The sequence below is a fragment of the Pseudomonas sp. BN415 genome (assembly GCF_029871195.1).
Classification (GTDB): domain Bacteria; phylum Pseudomonadota; class Gammaproteobacteria; order Pseudomonadales; family Pseudomonadaceae; genus Metapseudomonas; species Metapseudomonas resinovorans.
In genome coordinates this window covers 48284-64428 of the sequence record NZ_SSOK01000028.1, presented here as the reverse complement: position 1 = coordinate 64428, position 16145 = coordinate 48284, and the positions used below count along the sequence as shown (strand labels likewise).

The 16145-nt window shown below is 61.5% G+C and carries 17 protein-coding genes; 4 read left to right on the top strand and 13 right to left on the bottom strand.

Annotation, left to right across the window (positions count from 1 at the left end; translation table 11 throughout):
• Positions 1-104: 104 nt before the first annotated feature.
• The gene (locus tag E8F20_RS07825; RefSeq protein WP_280283253.1) at positions 105-632 is read left to right on the top strand and encodes a DUF2062 domain-containing protein; all 528 of its coding nucleotides are present in this window, start codon (positions 105-107) and stop codon (positions 630-632) included.
• Positions 633-683: 51 nt separating this feature from the next.
• On the opposite strand, the gene E8F20_RS07820 is transcribed toward E8F20_RS07825, so the two are convergent.
• Genes E8F20_RS07820 through E8F20_RS07810 form a run of 3 tightly spaced genes read right to left on the bottom strand, consistent with a single transcriptional unit; the run spans position 684 to position 3856 of the window.
• A complete protein-coding gene (locus tag E8F20_RS07820; protein WP_280283252.1) occupies positions 684-1928 on the bottom strand; it encodes a lipoprotein-releasing ABC transporter permease subunit in 1245 nt (414 codons plus the stop codon).
• A gap of 1 nt (position 1929) precedes the next feature.
• Complete coding sequence (gene lolD, locus E8F20_RS07815; RefSeq protein WP_028629454.1) at positions 1930-2613, bottom strand: lipoprotein-releasing ABC transporter ATP-binding protein LolD; 684 nt, start codon at positions 2611-2613, stop codon at positions 1930-1932.
• Complete coding sequence (locus E8F20_RS07810) at positions 2606-3856, bottom strand: lipoprotein-releasing ABC transporter permease subunit (RefSeq protein WP_280283251.1); 1251 nt, start codon at positions 3854-3856, stop codon at positions 2606-2608. The genes lolD and E8F20_RS07810 overlap by 8 nt, the downstream gene beginning before the upstream one ends.
• A 167-nt stretch (positions 3857-4023) precedes the next feature.
• Here E8F20_RS07810 and E8F20_RS07805 point away from each other — a divergent pair, with 167 nt between their 5' ends.
• From E8F20_RS07805 to E8F20_RS07795, 3 genes are read left to right on the top strand one after another with little or no spacing between them, the layout of a single operon-like run.
• Positions 4024-4608: a PilZ domain-containing protein gene (locus E8F20_RS07805; RefSeq protein WP_280283250.1), complete on the top strand. Its 585-nt coding sequence runs from the start codon at positions 4024-4026 to the stop codon at positions 4606-4608.
• Positions 4609-4617: 9 nt separating this feature from the next.
• Positions 4618-4908: a phosphodiesterase gene (locus tag E8F20_RS07800; RefSeq protein WP_280283249.1), complete on the top strand. Its 291-nt coding sequence runs from the start codon at positions 4618-4620 to the stop codon at positions 4906-4908.
• A gap of 2 nt (positions 4909-4910) precedes the next feature.
• Positions 4911-5633 carry a glycerophosphodiester phosphodiesterase gene (locus E8F20_RS07795; RefSeq protein ID WP_280283248.1) on the top strand — a complete coding sequence of 241 codons (723 nt, stop codon included), beginning with the start codon at positions 4911-4913 and terminating at the stop codon, positions 5631-5633.
• A gap of 145 nt (positions 5634-5778) precedes the next feature.
• Here E8F20_RS07795 and sthA read toward each other — a convergent pair whose 3' ends face one another.
• From sthA to E8F20_RS07745, 10 genes are all read right to left on the bottom strand, one after another.
• Positions 5779-7173, bottom strand: a complete 1395-nt coding sequence (gene sthA / locus E8F20_RS07790; RefSeq protein WP_280283247.1) for a Si-specific NAD(P)(+) transhydrogenase — start codon at positions 7171-7173, stop codon at positions 5779-5781.
• Between the two features lie 150 nt (positions 7174-7323).
• Positions 7324-7551 carry a (Na+)-NQR maturation NqrM gene (nqrM, locus tag E8F20_RS07785; protein WP_280283246.1) on the bottom strand — a complete coding sequence of 76 codons (228 nt, stop codon included), beginning with the start codon at positions 7549-7551 and terminating at the stop codon, positions 7324-7326.
• A gap of 2 nt (positions 7552-7553) precedes the next feature.
• Positions 7554-8564: an FAD:protein FMN transferase gene (locus tag E8F20_RS07780; RefSeq protein ID WP_280283245.1), complete on the bottom strand. Its 1011-nt coding sequence runs from the start codon at positions 8562-8564 to the stop codon at positions 7554-7556.
• Positions 8557-9783, bottom strand: a complete 1227-nt coding sequence (gene nqrF, locus E8F20_RS07775) for an NADH:ubiquinone reductase (Na(+)-transporting) subunit F (protein WP_280283244.1) — start codon at positions 9781-9783, stop codon at positions 8557-8559. The genes E8F20_RS07780 and nqrF overlap by 8 nt, the downstream gene beginning before the upstream one ends.
• Before the next feature lie 9 nt (positions 9784-9792).
• A complete protein-coding gene (gene nqrE, locus E8F20_RS07770) occupies positions 9793-10401 on the bottom strand; it encodes an NADH:ubiquinone reductase (Na(+)-transporting) subunit E (RefSeq protein ID WP_028629463.1) in 609 nt (202 codons plus the stop codon).
• On the bottom strand, positions 10401-11075 hold the full coding sequence (locus tag E8F20_RS07765) for an NADH:ubiquinone reductase (Na(+)-transporting) subunit D (protein ID WP_280283243.1): 675 nt from the start codon (positions 11073-11075) through the stop codon (positions 10401-10403). Before E8F20_RS07765 ends, nqrE begins: the two co-directional genes overlap by 1 nt.
• Complete coding sequence (locus E8F20_RS07760) at positions 11072-11860, bottom strand: Na(+)-translocating NADH-quinone reductase subunit C (protein WP_280283242.1); 789 nt, start codon at positions 11858-11860, stop codon at positions 11072-11074. Before E8F20_RS07760 ends, E8F20_RS07765 begins: the two co-directional genes overlap by 4 nt.
• Positions 11853-13064: an NADH:ubiquinone reductase (Na(+)-transporting) subunit B gene (locus tag E8F20_RS07755; RefSeq protein ID WP_028629466.1), complete on the bottom strand. Its 1212-nt coding sequence runs from the start codon at positions 13062-13064 to the stop codon at positions 11853-11855. Before E8F20_RS07755 ends, E8F20_RS07760 begins: the two co-directional genes overlap by 8 nt.
• The gene (locus E8F20_RS07750; RefSeq protein ID WP_280283241.1) at positions 13065-14402 is read right to left on the bottom strand and encodes a Na(+)-translocating NADH-quinone reductase subunit A; all 1338 of its coding nucleotides are present in this window, start codon (positions 14400-14402) and stop codon (positions 13065-13067) included.
• Between the two features lie 324 nt (positions 14403-14726).
• Positions 14727-16124 (bottom strand): amino acid permease, encoded by a 1398-nt coding sequence (locus E8F20_RS07745; protein WP_280283240.1) that lies wholly within the window; start codon positions 16122-16124, stop codon positions 14727-14729.
• Between the last annotated feature and the right edge of the window lie 21 nt (positions 16125-16145).

The window sequence follows — 16145 nt, the reverse complement described above, 5'->3', positions numbered from 1 at the left end:
CAGACCGGTGCAATTCCCGTTAAACTTGCCGACACAATCTGACCCGGCGCTGTCATTTCCGGGTGTGCATAATACCCGGCGCTTTCGTCCGCCAGAGACCGCTCATGCCGCGTCGCATCTTCAAACGCTACATGCCGAATCCGGACACTATCAGGGAACACAAGTCCCTGCGTTTTCTCGGCACGCTCATCCACGACCCGAACCTCTGGCACCTCAATCGCCACTCGGTCGCCCGCGCCATGGCCATGGGCCTGTTCGCGGCGTTCGTCCCCATTCCCATGCAGATGCTGCTGGCCGCCGGCCTAGCCATCGCGGTCCGCGCGAACCTGCCGATCTCGGTGGGCCTGGTCTGGCTGACCAACCCCATCACCATGCCGCCGGTCTTCTACTGCACCTACAAGATGGGTGCCTGGATCATGCAGATTTCTCCGCGCGCCCTACCCAATGAACTGACCTGGGAATGGATCACCCAGGAACTTTCCACGCTCTGGCAGCCATTTCTCCTAGGCTCGCTGGTCTGCGGCGTATTGGTCGGGGCACTGGCCTACATGCTGACCATGCTCTATTGGCGTTGGTGGGTCGCCCATAGCTGGCGCAAGCGCCAGAAGGCGCGCCGAGAAACCAGCCGCTGAAATGAAAAACGCCGCTTCGATAGCGGCGTTTTTGTTTGCGATTACAACCGATTATTCGTAGCGCAAGGCCTCGGCTGGCTGGGTCTGGGCCGCCCGCCACGCTGGATAGAGGGTGGCCAGGAAGCTCAGCACCAGGGCAGCGGTGCAGATCAACACCACATCGCCCAGTTGCAGTTCTGACGGCAGGTAGCTCACGAAGTAGACGTCTGAGCTGAAGATCTGCTGGCCGCTGGCACGCTCCAGGGCGGCGATCCACTGACTGACGTTGAGCGCGGTGATGACGCCCAGAACGGTACCGATCAGAGTACCGATGACGCCGATCACACTGCCTTGAACCATGAACACGGCCATGATCTGCCGCGGCGTCGCCCCCAAGGTGCGGAGGATAGCGATATCCGCCCGCTTGTCGGCCACAACCATGATCAGCGTGGCGATGATGTTGAAGGCAGCCACGGCCACGATCAGCAGCAGAAGCAGGCCGATCATGGTTTTCTCCATCTTCATGGCGCTGAACAGGCTGCCCTGGGTGTGAGTCCAGTCATCTGCACGGTAGCCCTGCCCCAGCTCTGCGGCGATCTGCTTCGACACCTCCGGTGCCAGGAACAGATCCTTAAGGGCAATCCGTACGCTTTGCACCTGCCCTTCCGGCAGGCGCTGGATAGCCGACGCATCGGCAATGTTGATCAACGCCAGGGAGCTGTCCAGCTCGGCGCCAACCTTGAACACGCCTACCACGTTGAGTCGTTGCATGCGCGGGGTGATGCCGCCTGGCGCACTGCTCACCTCGGGGACGATCAGGGTCAGTTTGTCACCGACGTTGAGTCGGAAACGCCGCGCGGTGATCTCGCCGATGACAATGCCGGACTCGCCAGGCTTCAGGGCATTCAGGTCACCCTGAACCATGTGCTTGCCGATAATGGAAACCTTGGGCTCCTCGGCCGGATCGACACCGTTGAGCTGCACCGGCTGCATCATGCCCTTGTAGGACAGCATGCCTTCCAGCTCGGCGAAGGGCACCGCCCCCACCACTTCCGGGTGCTTCATCGCCGCATCGGCCACCCGGCGCCAGTCCCCCAGGGGATGCTCCGCGCTCAGGGTGGCGTGGGAAACCATGCCGAGGATGCGCGAGCGCATCTCCTTCTGGAAACCGTTCATCACCGAGAGCACCACGATCATGGCGAGCACGCCCAGCGCCAGACCGATCATCGAGGTCAGCGAGATGAAGGAAATGAAGTGGTTACGGCGTTTGGCGCGGGTATAGCGCGTGCCGATGAAGATCGGAAGAGGTCTGAACATCTCAGGCAGCCACCAGTCGACCGTCTTCAAGGCGCAGCGCCCGATCCATCTGGCGGGCCAGTTGCAAGTCGTGAGTCACCACCAGGAAGGCAGTCTGCACAGAGCCGCTCAGCTCGAGCATCAGCTCCTGGATGCCATGGGCGGTGTGCTGGTCGAGGTTACCCGTAGGTTCGTCGAGCAGCACCAGGGCCGGGTTGTTGACCAGGGCACGGGCGATGGCCACACGCTGACGCTCACCGCCAGAGAGCTCTGCCGGCTTGTGCGACAGGCGATGGCCCAGCCCTACTCGCTCCAGCAGTGCGGTGGCTCGCTGGCGCGCTTCGCCGATGGCAGTGCGACCGATCAGCAGCGGCATGCAGACGTTCTCCAGGGCAGTGAACTCCGGCAGCAGGTGATGGAACTGGTAAACGAAACCCAAGGCTCGGTTGCGCAACAGGCCACGGGCAGTTTCGCTGAGGGCGGACAGTTCCTCGCCAGCCAGCCAGACACTCCCTTTGCTCGGGGTATCCAGCCCGCCCAGCATGTTCAGCAGAGTGCTCTTGCCAGATCCAGAGCTGCCGACGATGGCCACTCGTTCCCCCGGATGAAGCTCCAGCTCGACGCCCGACAGCACCTCGACAGACTGAGGGCCTTCGTCGTAGCTCTTGCCCAGATTGCGGCAACTCAGGACTGCCTTGTTACTCATAGCGCAAAGCCTCTGCTGGCTGGGTGCGGGCGGCACGCCAGGCGGGATAAAGGGTGGCAAGGAAGCTCAGGACCAGCGCGGCCGAACAGACCAGCACCACGTCCTCGACCATCAGCTGAGATGGCAAGTAATCAATGAAGTAGACCTCGGCACTGAGGAACTTATGCCCCATCAGGCGTTCCAGCAGGGCAATGGCATCGCTCACCTTCAGCGCCGCGAGAATGCCCAGTACACCGCCGATGACGGTGCCGACGACGCCGATCACCGTGCCCTGGACCATGAAGATGCCCATGATCTGCCTGGGCGTGGCGCCAAGGGTCCGCAGGATGGCGATATCACCGCGCTTGTCGGTCACCACCATCACCAGGGTGGAAATGATGTTGAAGGCAGCGACGGCCACGATCAGCAGCAGGAGCAGACCGATTATGGCCTTCTCCATCTTGATCGCCTGGTAGAGGTTGCCGTGGGTACGTGTCCAGTCCCGGGCATAGAAATCTTCGCCCTTCAGCTCGCCAGCGATCTGCCAGGCCAACTGGGGCGCCTGGAACAAGTCATCGAGCTTCAGGCGCAGCCCCTGCACCTGATCGGGCCGCCAGCGCTTCAGGCGGGCGACGTCGGACAGGTTGGCAATGGCCAGGAAGCCATCCAGCTCGCCCGCGCCGACGTGGAAGATGCCGACCACGGTAAAGCGCTTCATGCGCGGAAAGACGCCGGCCGGGGTCACTGCCACTTCGGGAAGCACGAAGGTGACTTTGTCACCCATGCCTACGCCCAGCTTGCTGGCGGCGCGGTCGCCGATGACGATGCCGAATTCACCGGGCTTCAGTGCAGCCAGGCTGCCCTGGCGAAAGAAGTCGCCGATGATGGAAACCTTGGATTCTTCCTGCGGATCCACGGCGTTGACCAGCACCTTCTGCACCTTGCCGTCGGCGGTCAATAGCCCCTGCACCTGCGTGTAGGGCGCCACGGCCTTCACTTCGGGATGACGTGCAACACCTTCGGCCAGCTTGCGCCAGTCGTTGATCGGCACCGCGGACTCCACGGTAGCGTGGGGCACCATGCCCAACACGCGGGTGCGCATCTCGTGATCGAAGCCATTCATGACCGACAGAACCAGGATCATGACCAGCACGCCAAGTGCCAGACCGATCATGGAAGTCAGGGAAATGAAGGAGACGAAGTAGTTGCGGCGCTTGGCGCGCGTGTACCGGGCGCCTATGTACAGGGACAGCGGTCTGAACATGGAAGTGGAGTTCGCTGGCGAAAGAAGGGACGTCCTTGTGGCGGGGCTTGGCAAGCAGCGTTTACACTCAAATTCTGTTCGTGATCTGCTGCGGCGCCCCGGGCGACGCAAACGGACTTGCAAATACGGAACAGCTCTTCGACCACCACTGCTGCCATGGGTTCGCCATGTCGACACGAGACGCGGATGACCGCCGCGAATACTACCGCATCGAAGATACGATCGCACTGGAATTTCGCCCGCTGAAACAGGGCGAAACAGCTGATGAAAGCGGCGTGGACAGTGCTTCGCAGCTGTTCAGCCTGCTCAGCGAATTGCATCTTATGGACTTCGAATCCCAGCACCTGTTGCGGCATATCCATGAGCGCGATCGGACGCTGGCCAGCTACCTCAAGGTCATCAACAAGCGCATCGATCTGCTCGGCCAAGCCGTAGCCCAGAGTCTATTGCGCGACATAGGCCCGGCACGCCAGGTCACCCTGTCAGAAGGTGGCATCGGTTTCAGCAGCGACCAATCCATCGAGCTGGGCACCCACCTGGCGATCAAGATCGTCCTGATGCCCCAGGCCCTCGGCATGCTGCTGCGCGCCGTGGTAATCCACAGCCAGCTCCGTGATGACGGCCAGTTCGACATCGGTACTGAGTTCGACGCACTGACCGACGCTCAGCGCCAGTTGCTGGCACGGCACATTCTGCAGAAGCAGGCCCAGCAGCGACGCCAGGCTCGCGAACGCTCCTCCCCTACCCCCTGAGACCCTCGCATGATGCGCCCCGGCCTGCTGCTGACTTGTCTTCTCCTCGCACTGCCCGTCAGTGCCGAAACCATCGAAATCCCCATTGGCAATCAGGGCGACCAAGGTGTTTCGCTACCAACTCGCGGTGAGAGCCAGCGCAGTGTCCTGCAGCGTTTCGGCCTGCCCGACGAAGAACATGCCGCAGTGGGCAAGCCCCCCATCAGTCGCTGGGACTACCGCGAATTCTCGGTCTATTTCGAAAGCGGACGCGTCATCGACAGCGTCCGCCACCATCAACCCAGAGCACCAAGGGAATAAACGTGACCCTGATCTACGGCCATCGAGGCGCCAAGGGCGAATGCCCGGAAAACACCCTGGCCAGCTTCCGGCAATGCCTATCACATGGTGTGAAGCGTTGCGAGCTGGACCTGCACCTGTCTCGTGACGGCGAGCTGATGGTGATCCACGACCCCAGTCTGAAACGCACCACTGGCCGCCGCGGCAAAGTGGCGGAGCATGACGCCGAGGAGTTGGTGACCTATGACGCCCGACTGGGTGGCCCGGGCTGGCAACAGCCCTGCCCCATCCCGCGACTGGCGACCTTGTTCGAGCATTGCGACTTCGAGCACTGGCAACTGGAGGTGAAGAGCGCCTCGCGGGTGCGAGCGGCGCGAACCGTGCTGGCGATCCAGGCGCTGGCCGAACGCTACGGCGTGACGGACAAGGTGACGGTCACCTCAAGCTCGCGGGAGGTACTGCGCGCGCTGAACAGGCTGACGCCAACGCTGTCCCGTGGCCTGGTGGCGGAATATGACTGGCTGGACCCGCTGAAAGTGGCCAAGCACCACGGCTGCAACCTGCTGGCGTTGAACTGGACGCTATGCACCCCGGAGCGCCTGCTGCGCGCACAGAAGGAAGGGCTGCACGTCTCGGTGTGGACGGTCAACGAACCGGCGCTGATGCGCCGCCTCGCCGACTTTGGTGCGGACAGCATCATCACCGACTTCCCCGGCCTGGCGAGCGCGACCGTCGGGACGCGCTGAGCCATGAATGAAGAACCGGCCTCAAGGGCCGGTTCTTCATTCATGGCGTCGCCTGATCAGAAGCTCTCCCGGTTCGGCCAGCGCCACAGGCGCGGATCGCCGAGAGGATCCTCCCCGGCCGGCTCAGGCGCCCGGCCGGTGCCACTCAAAAAAGCCGGTTGAGGCCGTCGAACGCCGCCACCCGATAGGCTTCAGCCATGGTCGGGTAGTTGAAGGTGGTATTGATGAAGTACTTGATGGAGTTCGCCTCGCCCTTCTGGTTCATGATCGCCTGGCCAATGTGCACGATTTCCGAGGCCTGGTAGCCGAAGCAGTGCACACCGAGGATCTCCAGGGTCTCGCGGTGGAACAGGATCTTCAGCATCCCTACCGGCTCGTGGGAGATTTGCGCACGCGCCATGCCCTTGAAGAAGGCCTTGCCCACTTCGTAGGGGATCTTCGCCTGGGTCAGCTCCTTTTCGTTCTTGCCGATAGAGCTGATCTCCGGAATGGTGTAGATGCCGGTCGGCACGTCGTCGACGAATCGCCAGCTGTCGTTCTCAACCGCACTACCGGCTGCCGAGCGCCCCTGGTCGGCGGCGGCGCTGGCCAGGCTCGGCCAACCGATCACGTCGCCGGCGGCAAAGATGTTGCTGACCTCGGTGCGGTAGTACTGGTCGACATTGATCTGGTCGCGGCTGTTGACCTTGATACCAATGTTCTCCAGGCCCAGCTTGTCGGTGTTGCCAGTACGGCCATTGCACCACAGCAGGCAGTCGGCCTTGATCTTCTTGCCGGACTTGAGGTGCAGGATCACGCCGTTCTCCAGGCCCTCAATGCGCTCGTACTCCTCGTTATGGCGGATCAGCACGTTGTTGTTGCGCAGGTGGTAGCTGAGGGCGTCGGAGATTTCGTCATCGAGGAAGCTGAGCAACTGGTCACGGTTGTCGATCAGGTCCACCAGCACACCCAGGCCACTGAAGATCGAGGCGTATTCGGAGCCGATTACCCCGGCGCCGTAAATGATGATGCGGCGCGGTGTATGGGTGAGGCTGAGAATGGTGTCGCTGTCGTAGATGCGCGGATGGTTGAAGTCGACATCTGCCGGGCGATAAGGGCGCGAGCCCGTGGCGACGATGACCTGCTTGGCTACCAGCTTTTCCACCACTCCGCTGGCGCAGACGACTTCCACGGTTTGCTCATCGGAGAAGCTGGCGGTGCCGAAGAACACGTCGACGCGGTTACGCGCGTAAAAGCCGGTGCGCGAGGCCACCTGCTTGGCGATCACCCGCTCCGCGCTCTTCAGCACGTCAGGGAAAGAGAACCACCGCGGCTCACCGATCTGCCGGAACAGTGGGTTGGTGTTGTACTGCATGATCTGCCGTACCGAGTGACGCAGGGCCTTGGACGGGATGGTGCCCAAGTGGGTGCAGTTGCCGCCGACCAGCGGGCGGTTGTCCACTACCGCAACCTTGCGCCCGGCCTTGGCAGCGTTCATCGCCGCCCCCTCACCCGCCGGGCCGGAACCCAGCACCACTACGTCGTAGTTGTAGACAGCCATGCTTACTCCTCATAACGGGCCGGGGCGCCCTCTGGCGCCCCCGGCAAGATCCGCGGCTCTCGACACCGCGGAATTCGGAACCTGTTTCGACGATCCCGGGCGGGACCTTGAACTGGCGTGCAGCTTAGCCGAGCGGCTTGGCGCTGCACATTAGCGCTTGGTCGCGTCGTAGGCGAGGTTTGAATCCACTACATCGCCCTCGCGGCGTACCTCTTCGCACTTCTCACGATTACCGCCACAAATCGAGCATTCCTTCTCGATGCCTAGGTTGGCGATACCACCGCAGGATCCGGCAATGGGTTTGCGCCCCATGATCACGCCCACGGCCATGCCCAGCACTACCAACAGCATGATCAGGAATACCAGCAGGAAGGTCATGTTCAGTTCTCCTCTTTCTCGAACAGCTGCCGATAGCGGCTGCTGCCATGGCTGACGAAACCCTGGCCGTCACGGGTCACGAACAACGCGGCGATGCCATGAGTTTCAGCATAGGCTTCGCCTGCTTCCGGCCCAAGCACCATCAATAATGTCGACAGACCGTCCGCTCTCAGCGCCGACTCATCCACCACCGTGACCGCAGCCAGGTTGTGGCTGATGGGCGTGCCAGTCTTGGGGTCCAGCGTGTGGGAGTAGCGTTTGCCATTCTTCTCAAAGTAGTTGCGATAGTCGCCGGACGTGGAAACCCCTAGCCCATCGAGCGTGATGATCTCCTGTGCCACCTGGCGATCATTCCTCGGCGCCTCGACAGCGATACGCCAGGGCGCGCCATCGGGTTTGCGGCCGACGGCCTTGAGCTCGCCCGTGATCTCCACCAGGGCACTGCTGACACCCAACTCGCTCAGTCGCGCCACGACGCGGTCAACCGCGTAACCGGCGGCGATACTGTTGAAGTCCAGTTGGACCGGCGCGTCCTTGCACAACTCGTGACCACGAATAGACAAGTGTTGCTGGCCGACTTCCGCCTTCACCGCAGCGATGGCTTCGGAGCTGGGGACCTGATCACCGCGTGATTGCGGGCCAAAACCCCAGAGGTTGAGCAGCGGCTCGACCGTCATATCGAAGGCGCCGCCACTGTCCTGGGACAACTTGCTGCCAAAGGCCACCAGCTGCAGCATGGCTGCTGGCAGAGTCAGGCAACTGCCGGCCGGCAATGCATTGAAGCGCTCGACCTCGGAGTCCGCCCGATAGGTGGACATCTGCTGGTCGATCTCGGCAAGAATCCCTTCCACTTCACCTTGCGCCTCCTCCACTGAGGGGCCTGAGGCGCTGCGCACGTATTTGACCGAGTAGCTGCTGCCCATGGTCGGGCCGCCGAACTGCTCCAGCGGGTCGCCACCGCAGCCAGCCAACAGCAGGCTGGCCGCGAGCAGCGAAACGAGGGACCTAGCCACCAAAGTCGTCCAGCAGGATGTTCTCCCGCTCAACGCCCAGATCCAACAGCATCTTGATCACGGCCGCGTTCATCATCGGCGGGCCGCACATATAGAACTCGCAGTCCTCAGGGGCCGGGTGGTCCTTGAGGTAGTTCTCGAACAGCACGTTGTGGATGAAGCCCTTGAGGCCGGTCCAGTTATCTTCCGGCTGTGGATCGGACAGCGCCAGGTGCCACTGGAAGTTGGGGTTCTCTGCCTGCAGCTGGTCGTACTCTTCGGTGTAGAAAGCCTCGCGCAGTGAGCGTGCGCCGTACCAGAAGCTGATCTTGCGCTTGGAGCCCAGACGCTTGAGCTGGTCGAAAATGTGCGAGCGCATCGGCGCCATGCCTGCACCGCCGCCAATGAAGACCATCTCGGCATCAGTGTCCTTGGCGAAGAATTCGCCGAAGGGACCGTACACGGTGACCTTGTCGCCCGGCTTGAGGCTGAAGACCCAGGACGACATCTGCCCCGGTGGCAGGTCATCCTTGCCCGGTGGCGGAGAGGCGATACGAATGTTGAACTTCACGATGCCCTTTTCGTCCGGGTAGTTGGCCATGGAATAGGCACGGATGACAGTCTCGTCGACCTTGGACACGTATTTCCATTGGTTGAACTTATCCCAGTCGCCACGGTACTCGGGCTGGATGTCGAAGTCCTTGTAGGCCACCTGGTGGGGCGGGCATTCCAGCTGCACATAACCCCCGGCGCGGAAGTCCACGCTTTCCCCTTCCGGCAGGCGCAAGGTCAGCTCCTTGATGAAGGTGGCGACGTTGGGGTTGGACTCCACCGTGCATTCCCACTTCTTCACGCCGAAGACTTCTTCCGGCACTTCGATGTGCATGTCCTGCTTCACCGGCGTCTGGCAGGACAGGCGCCAGCCTTCCTTTGCCTGACGGCGAGTGAAGTGGGATTCTTCGGTAGGCAGCATCTCGCCACCACCGCTCTCGACAATGCATTTGCACTGGGCGCACGTGCCACCGCCACCGCAAGCGGAGGAGAGGAAGACGCTCTGCCCTGCCAAGGTCTGCAGCAGCTTGCCGCCGGCGGGAACGGTGATGGTCCGCTCGCCGTTTATTACGATGTTCACGTCGCCGCTGGAAACCAGCTTGGCTCGGGCGGCCAGGATGATCACAACCAGCGCGAGGACGATGGCGGTGAACATGCCGATGGCGAGGAAGATTTCAAAACTCAGCATGTCCGTTCCTTAGAGCTGCACACCGGAAAACGACATGAAGCCGAGAGACATCAGGCCGATGGTGATGAAGGTGATACCGAGACCTTGCAGCCCCTCCGGCACGTCGCTGTATTTCAGCTTCTCGCGGATACCGGCCAGCATGGCGATGGCCAGCGCCCAGGAAAAGCCGGAGCCGACACCGTAGACCACGCTCTCGCCAAGGTTGTAGTCGCGTTCAACCATGAACAGGGAGCCCGCCATGATCGCGCAGTTCACGGTGATCAACGGCAGGAACACACCCAGGGCGTTGTAGAGCGAGGGCACGTACTTGTCGAGCAGCATCTCGAGGATCTGCACGATGGCAGCGATCACACCGATGTAGCTGAGCAGACCGAGAAAACTCAGGTCCACACCCGGCAATCCGGCCCAGGCCAGGGCGCCATCCTTGAGCAGCAGCGTGTAGAGCAGGTTGTTGGCTGGAACCGTGATGGCCTGCACCACGATCACCGCGATACCCAGACCGATCGCGGTTTCGACTTTCTTCGAAATGGCAATGAAGGTGCACATGCCGAGGAAGAAGGCCAAGGCCATGTTCTCGACGAATACCGCCTTCACGAAGAGGCTGAGGTAATGCTCCATCAGTAGGCCTCCTTGTTGGATACCTGGGGCGCGATCCTGTAGGCCGGCGCCTCCTTCTGCTCGGTCTTCCAGCTGCGCAGCGCCCAGATGATCAGACCGATCAGGAAGAAGGCCGAGGGCGGTAGCAGCAACAGCCCGTTGGGTTGGTACCAGCCGCCATCATTGATCACCGGGAGGATCTCGTAGCCCAGCAACTTGCCAGCACCAAACAGCTCGCGAACGATGCCGAGGACGATCAGCATGGCGCTGTAGCCCAGGCCGTTGCCGATGCCATCGAAGAAAGACAGGATCGGCGGATTGGCCATGGCGAAGGCTTCGGCGCGCCCCATCACGATGCAGTTGGTGATGATAAGCCCAACGAACACCGAGAGCTGCTTGGACAGACTGAAGGCGTAGGCCTTGAGCACCTGGTCCACCACGATCACCAGCGAGGCGATGATCACCATCTGCACGATCATGCGGATCGAACTGGGGATCTGGCTGCGGATCATTGAAATGAACAGGTTGGAGAAGCCGGTCACCAGCGTCAGGGCGATGGACATCACCAGCGCGGTCTTCAGATTGGAAGTGACCGCCAGGGCCGAGCAGATACCGAGGATCTGCAGGCCGATGGGGTTGTTGTGCAGGATCGGGTCCAGCAGGACCGACCGGATAGTGGGTTGCGTCATGCTCATGCCTCCCCGTTGTTCAGCTTGGCCAGGAAGGGGCCGAAGCCGTTCTTGCCGAGCCAGAAATGCAGCAGATTGTTGACGCCCTTGCTGGTCAGCGTGGCACCGGCCAGACCGTCGACCTGGTGACTGGCCTTCGGCGACTGCGCATCGACACTGCCCTTGATGATCTGGATGGCCAACTGCCCCTGCTCATCGAACAGGCTCTTGCCGTTCCAGAGCGCTTTCCATTTCGGGTTGTCCACCTCACCGCCAAGGCCAGGGGTCTCGCCATGTTGGTAGAAGCCGAGTCCGACCACGGTGTTCAGGTCGCCCTTGAGCGCCAGGAAGCCGTACAGGGTCGACCAGAGGCCGTAGCCGCGCACCGGCAGGATCAGGGTCTGCAGCTGACCGCCCTGTTCCACCAGGTAGACCGTGCTGTAACGCTCACGTCGCTTGATGGAGGCGATGTCCTGCCCGGCAGGCAGCGCGTCGGAAAGCTGTGGGTCCTTGGCGGCCTTCAGCGGATCGAAGCCGGCGGCCTGGATCTCATCGGAAAAATCGCCGCTGGCAAGGTCCACCACCTTCGCAGTGATGCGCTCGGCGTAGAGCTTCTTCACCTCGTCAGCAGACATGCCCGGCTGGGCCAGACCGGCGATGCTCAGGATGCTGCGCTGTTTGTCCAGCTCACGGTTCTCCACCTGCACGGGCTTGAGCGCTACGGCGCCGCCGGCAACGAACACGGAACACACCAGGCAGACCACCAGGGCCACCATCAGGGTGCGGACAGTGGATTCTTTCTGGTTAGCCATTGCGTGCCAGCCTCCGCTTGATATTGGCCTGGACGACGAAATGGTCGATCAGCGGCGCGAACAGGTTGGCGAACAGAATCGCCAGCATCATGCCCTCCGGGAACGCGGGGTTGACGACACGAATCAGCACCACCATCAGACCGATGAGCGCGCCAAACAGCCACTTGCCCGTGTCGGTCATGGAGGCGGAGACAGGGTCGGTCGCCATGAACATCATGCCGAAGGCGAAGCCACCCAGAACCAGGTGCCAGTACCAGGGCATGGCGAACATGGGATTGGTGTCTGAACCAATCGCATTGAACAGCCAGGTGGTAGCGATCATGCCCAGCATCACGCCGGCGACGATACGCCAGGACGCAATGCGGGTGACCAGCAGCACACCACCACCGATCAGGATGGCCAGGGTGCTGGTTTCGCCGATGGAGCCGTGAATGGTGCCAAGGAAGGCATCCATCCAAGTGATGCCGTGGCCAATGATGTTCTCGACACCACCGGCAGCGCCGAGGCTCAGGGAGGTGGCACCCGCGAAGCCGTCCACGGCGGTCCATACCTCGTCCCCGGAAATCTGCGCCGGGTAGGCGAAGAAGAGGAACGCACGGCCAGCCAGAGCCGGGTTGAGGAAGTTCTTTCCGGTGCCGCCGAACACCTCTTTGCCCAGCACCACGCCGAAGCTGATGCCCAGCGCCACCTGCCAGAGCGGAATGCTCGGCGGCAACGTCAGCGCGAAGAGTACGGAGGTGACGAAGAAACCTTCATTCACTTCATGGCGGCGGATGGAGGCAAACAGCACTTCCCAGAAGCCGCCGACGATGAAAGTCACGGCGTAGATGGGCAGGAACCAGGCGGCCCCTTGGATGAAGTTGTCCCACAGGCTATTCGGGTCGAACCCGGCCAGGGAACCGATCAAGGCGAATCGCCAGCCTTCCTGTGCCGCCAGAAGGTCAGGACTCTGCGCGAAGACCAGGTTGGCCTGGTAGCCAACGTTCCACATGCCGAAGAACATGGCCGGGAAGGTGCAGAGCCAGACCGTGATCATCATTCGTTTGAGATCGATGCCGTCTCGGACATGGGCCGTGGTGTGAGTCACGCTCGCGGGGCGGTAGAAGAAGGTATCTACCGCCTCGTAGAGGGCGTACCACTTTTCATAGCGGCCGCCCTGCTCGAAGTTGTGCTCGATCCGGTCGAGGAATTTACGCAGGCTCATTCAGCCCTCCTTCTCGATACGGTTGAGGTTGTCCCGCAGGATGGGGCCGTATTCGTACTTGCCAGCGCAGACATAGCTGCACAGCGCCAGATCTTCTTCATCCAGCTCCAGACAACCGAGCTTCTGCGCCATTTCCGTGTCACCCACGATCAGGTAGCGCAGGAGCTGTGTAGGCAGGATGTCCAGGGGCATCACCGATTCGTAGTTGCCCACTGGCACCATGGCGCGCGGGCTGCCATTGGTGCTGGTGTTGAAGGCAAATTTGCGGCCGCCCAGCAACTTGGACACGAAGATGTTCAGCACCGAATGCTTGTTCACCCCGGCGCGCAGGTAATGCAGCAGTTCGCGGTCATTGCCTTCACGCAAGCAAGACACTTGCAGGTGGTAGCGGCCGAGGTAAGAGCAAGCACCCCGTGAGGTCCGACCACCCAACAGGGAGCCCGATACCACGCGGTTGGCGCCCGGCTGAAGTTCGCCGGCGGTGAGTTCGTCCAGGCTTGCCCCCAGGCGTGTGCGTACCAACCGCGGACTGTCCACCACCGGGCCAGCCAGGGACACCACGCGCTCGACCCAGAGTCGGCCGGTAGTGAACAGCTTGCCGATGGCGATCACATCCTGATAGCCGATATGCCAGACACTCTTGCTGCTGTTCACCGGATCGAGGAAATGAATATGAGTACCCGGCAGGCCAGCCGGGTGCGGCCCGGTAAAGGATTCGCTCCGAATCTGGGCCAGGTTTTCACCCGGGAGCGCAGCATCAGCAGCCTTGCACAGGAAAACACGGGCCAGGCGAGCGAGCACCTTGAGACCATGTTCGAAATCCGCAGCATGCTCACCAATCACGATGGCTGGGTTGGCGGCCAGAGGATGGGTATCCATGGCGGTAACGAAGATGGAGCTCGGCACGGAATCAAGCGTCGGCACGCGGCTGAACGGTCGTGTGCGCAACGCAGTCCAGAGGCCGGACTGCACCAGATTGTCGCGTATCTGCAGCGGATCGAGCTGGTCGAGTTGCTCGGCGGGAAACCGCTCGAACTGAACTTCCTCATCGCCGTCGAGATCGATCACCACGGACTGCAGCACTCGCTGCTCGCCACGGTGGATGGCACTGATCACTCCGGCGCCGGGCGCGGTATAGATCACGCCCGGGGTCTTTTTGTCGGCGAACAGTGGCTGGCCGAGTTTGACCCGATCCCCCACCTGAACGTCCATGGTCGGCTTCATGCCGTGATAGTCGAAGCCGATGACGGCGACGCTCCGAACCGGTCGCCCCGCTTCGATACGCTGGATCGGCTCACCTGCCACGGGCAGGTCCAGCCCTCGCTTTACTCTGATCATAGGTTTCGCCTGGAACAGGGTTTCTGCCCGAAACGCGTTGGCTCGAGAGCCAAAAAGGACGACGTCGCGCCTGCCGGAGCGGGTGCGGGCGTGCTGCATTTCGAACGGTTAAGCGACGGATTATAGAGAGCCCGATTCACCGTCGCCACCCAAGCCCTTTCTTTTCAGATATTTAGGAAACAAATAGCAACATCGCGTCTACTTCTGAACAGTGGGTCACCCCCGTTCGGATTGGACTTCGCCCAATCGCTTCCCGCTTACTTGAGCGTTGCGCACAAAAAAACGGGAGCCCTGGGCTCCCGTTCTTTCAATTCGCAAACGGCATCAATGGGCAGTAGCCCGCGCTGCAGAGCGCTTGAAGTAGTAGCAGACGCCGATCAGGGCCAACCAGAAGGGAATGGCGTAGACCGACACATTGATGCCCGGAATCATCAGCATCACGCCGAGGATCAACGCCACGAAGGCCAGGCACAGGTAATTGCCGACGGGATACCAGAGCGCCTTGAAATAAGGTTGCTGACCACGTGCATCGAGGCTCTTGCGGAACTTGAGATGGGACAGGCTGATCATCGCCCAGTTGATCACCAGGGCCGCCACCACCAGCGCCATCAGCAGCTCCAGGGCCTTTTGCGGGGCCAGGTAGTTGACCACTACGCAGAGCAGCGTAACCAGCGCCGACAGACCGATAGCCAACACCGGCACACCACGATCGTCCACCTTCATCAGCGCCTTGGGTGCATCACCCTGCTCCGCCAGGCCATAGAGCATCCGGCTGTTGCAGTAGACGCCGCTGTTGTACACCGACAGCGCAGCCGTCAGCACCACGAAGTTGAGGATATGCGCCGCCGTGTCACTACCAATCAGCGAGAAGATCTGCACGAACGGACTGCCGCTGTACGGGTCGCCGGCAGCCCCCAGGGTCTCCAGCAGCTTGTCCCACGGATAGAGCATCAGCAGCACACTGAGCGCACCGATGTAGAAGATCAGGATGCGGTAGATGACCTGGTTGATCGCCTTGGGGATCACTTTCTTCGGCTCACTGGCCTCAGCAGCGGTGATACCCACCAACTCCAGGCCACCGAAGGAGAACATGATGATGGCCAATACCATCACCAGGCCTTCGATACCATTGGGGAAGAAGCCGCCATGGCTCCAGAGGTTGTCGACGGCAGCCTGAGGGCCACCCTCACCACTGGCCAGCAGGTAGATGCCGAGGATGATCATGCCAATGATGGCCACCACCTTGATCAACGCGAACCAGAACTCTGCCTCGCCGAACACTTTCACGTTGGCCAGGTTGATCAGATTGATCAGCACGAAGAACGCAGCAGCCGACACCCAGGTCGGCACCTCGGGCCACCAGAACTGGATGTACTTGCCTACCGCAGTCAACTCAGCCATGCCCACCAGCACGTAGAGTACCCAGTAGTTCCAGCCGGAAAGGAAGCCCGCATAACCACCCCAGTACTTGTGGGCGAAGTGGCTGAACGAACCGGCAACCGGCTCCTCAACGATCATCTCGCCCAACTGGCGCATGATCAGGAACGCAAAGAAGCCAGCAATGGCGTAGCCGAGAATCATCGACGGACCCGCCGACTTGAGCACCCCGGCCGAGCCCAGGAACAGGCCGGTACCGATGGCGCCGCCCAGCGCGATTAGCTGGATGTGGCGGTTTTTCAGGCCCCTTTTGAGCGGCCCCTGGTGAAGGTGATGTCCTTCCATCTGGGAAATCCCCAAGCGATT

What these genes read in the sequence shown, in the direction of transcription:
- nqrM (WP_280283246.1), bottom strand. Translation starts at nt 7,551, where the DNA reads ATGACCTTCCTGCTGGTATTCCTGATCATGCTGTTGGTAGTGCTGGGC.
- E8F20_RS07745 (WP_280283240.1), bottom strand. Translation starts at nt 16,124, where the DNA reads ATGGAAGGACATCACCTTCACCAGGGGCCGCTCAAAAGGGGCCTGAAA.
- E8F20_RS07820 (WP_280283252.1), bottom strand. Translation starts at nt 1,928, where the DNA reads ATGTTCAGACCTCTTCCGATCTTCATCGGCACGCGCTATACCCGCGCC.
- E8F20_RS07800 (WP_280283249.1), top strand. Translation starts at nt 4,618, where the DNA reads ATGATGCGCCCCGGCCTGCTGCTGACTTGTCTTCTCCTCGCACTGCCC.
- nqrF (WP_280283244.1), bottom strand. Translation starts at nt 9,783, where the DNA reads ATGCTGAGTTTTGAAATCTTCCTCGCCATCGGCATGTTCACCGCCATC.
- E8F20_RS07810 (WP_280283251.1), bottom strand. Translation starts at nt 3,856, where the DNA reads ATGTTCAGACCGCTGTCCCTGTACATAGGCGCCCGGTACACGCGCGCC.
- E8F20_RS07750 (WP_280283241.1), bottom strand. Translation starts at nt 14,402, where the DNA reads ATGATCAGAGTAAAGCGAGGGCTGGACCTGCCCGTGGCAGGTGAGCCG.
- E8F20_RS07755 (WP_028629466.1), bottom strand. Translation starts at nt 13,064, where the DNA reads ATGAGCCTGCGTAAATTCCTCGACCGGATCGAGCACAACTTCGAGCAG.
- sthA (WP_280283247.1), bottom strand. Translation starts at nt 7,173, where the DNA reads ATGGCTGTCTACAACTACGACGTAGTGGTGCTGGGTTCCGGCCCGGCG.
- E8F20_RS07765 (WP_280283243.1), bottom strand. Translation starts at nt 11,075, where the DNA reads ATGAGCATGACGCAACCCACTATCCGGTCGGTCCTGCTGGACCCGATC.
- E8F20_RS07825 (WP_280283253.1), top strand. Translation starts at nt 105, where the DNA reads ATGCCGCGTCGCATCTTCAAACGCTACATGCCGAATCCGGACACTATC.
- E8F20_RS07805 (WP_280283250.1), top strand. Translation starts at nt 4,024, where the DNA reads ATGTCGACACGAGACGCGGATGACCGCCGCGAATACTACCGCATCGAA.
- lolD (WP_028629454.1), bottom strand. Translation starts at nt 2,613, where the DNA reads ATGAGTAACAAGGCAGTCCTGAGTTGCCGCAATCTGGGCAAGAGCTAC.
- nqrE (WP_028629463.1), bottom strand. Translation starts at nt 10,401, where the DNA reads ATGGAGCATTACCTCAGCCTCTTCGTGAAGGCGGTATTCGTCGAGAAC.
- E8F20_RS07760 (WP_280283242.1), bottom strand. Translation starts at nt 11,860, where the DNA reads ATGGCTAACCAGAAAGAATCCACTGTCCGCACCCTGATGGTGGCCCTG.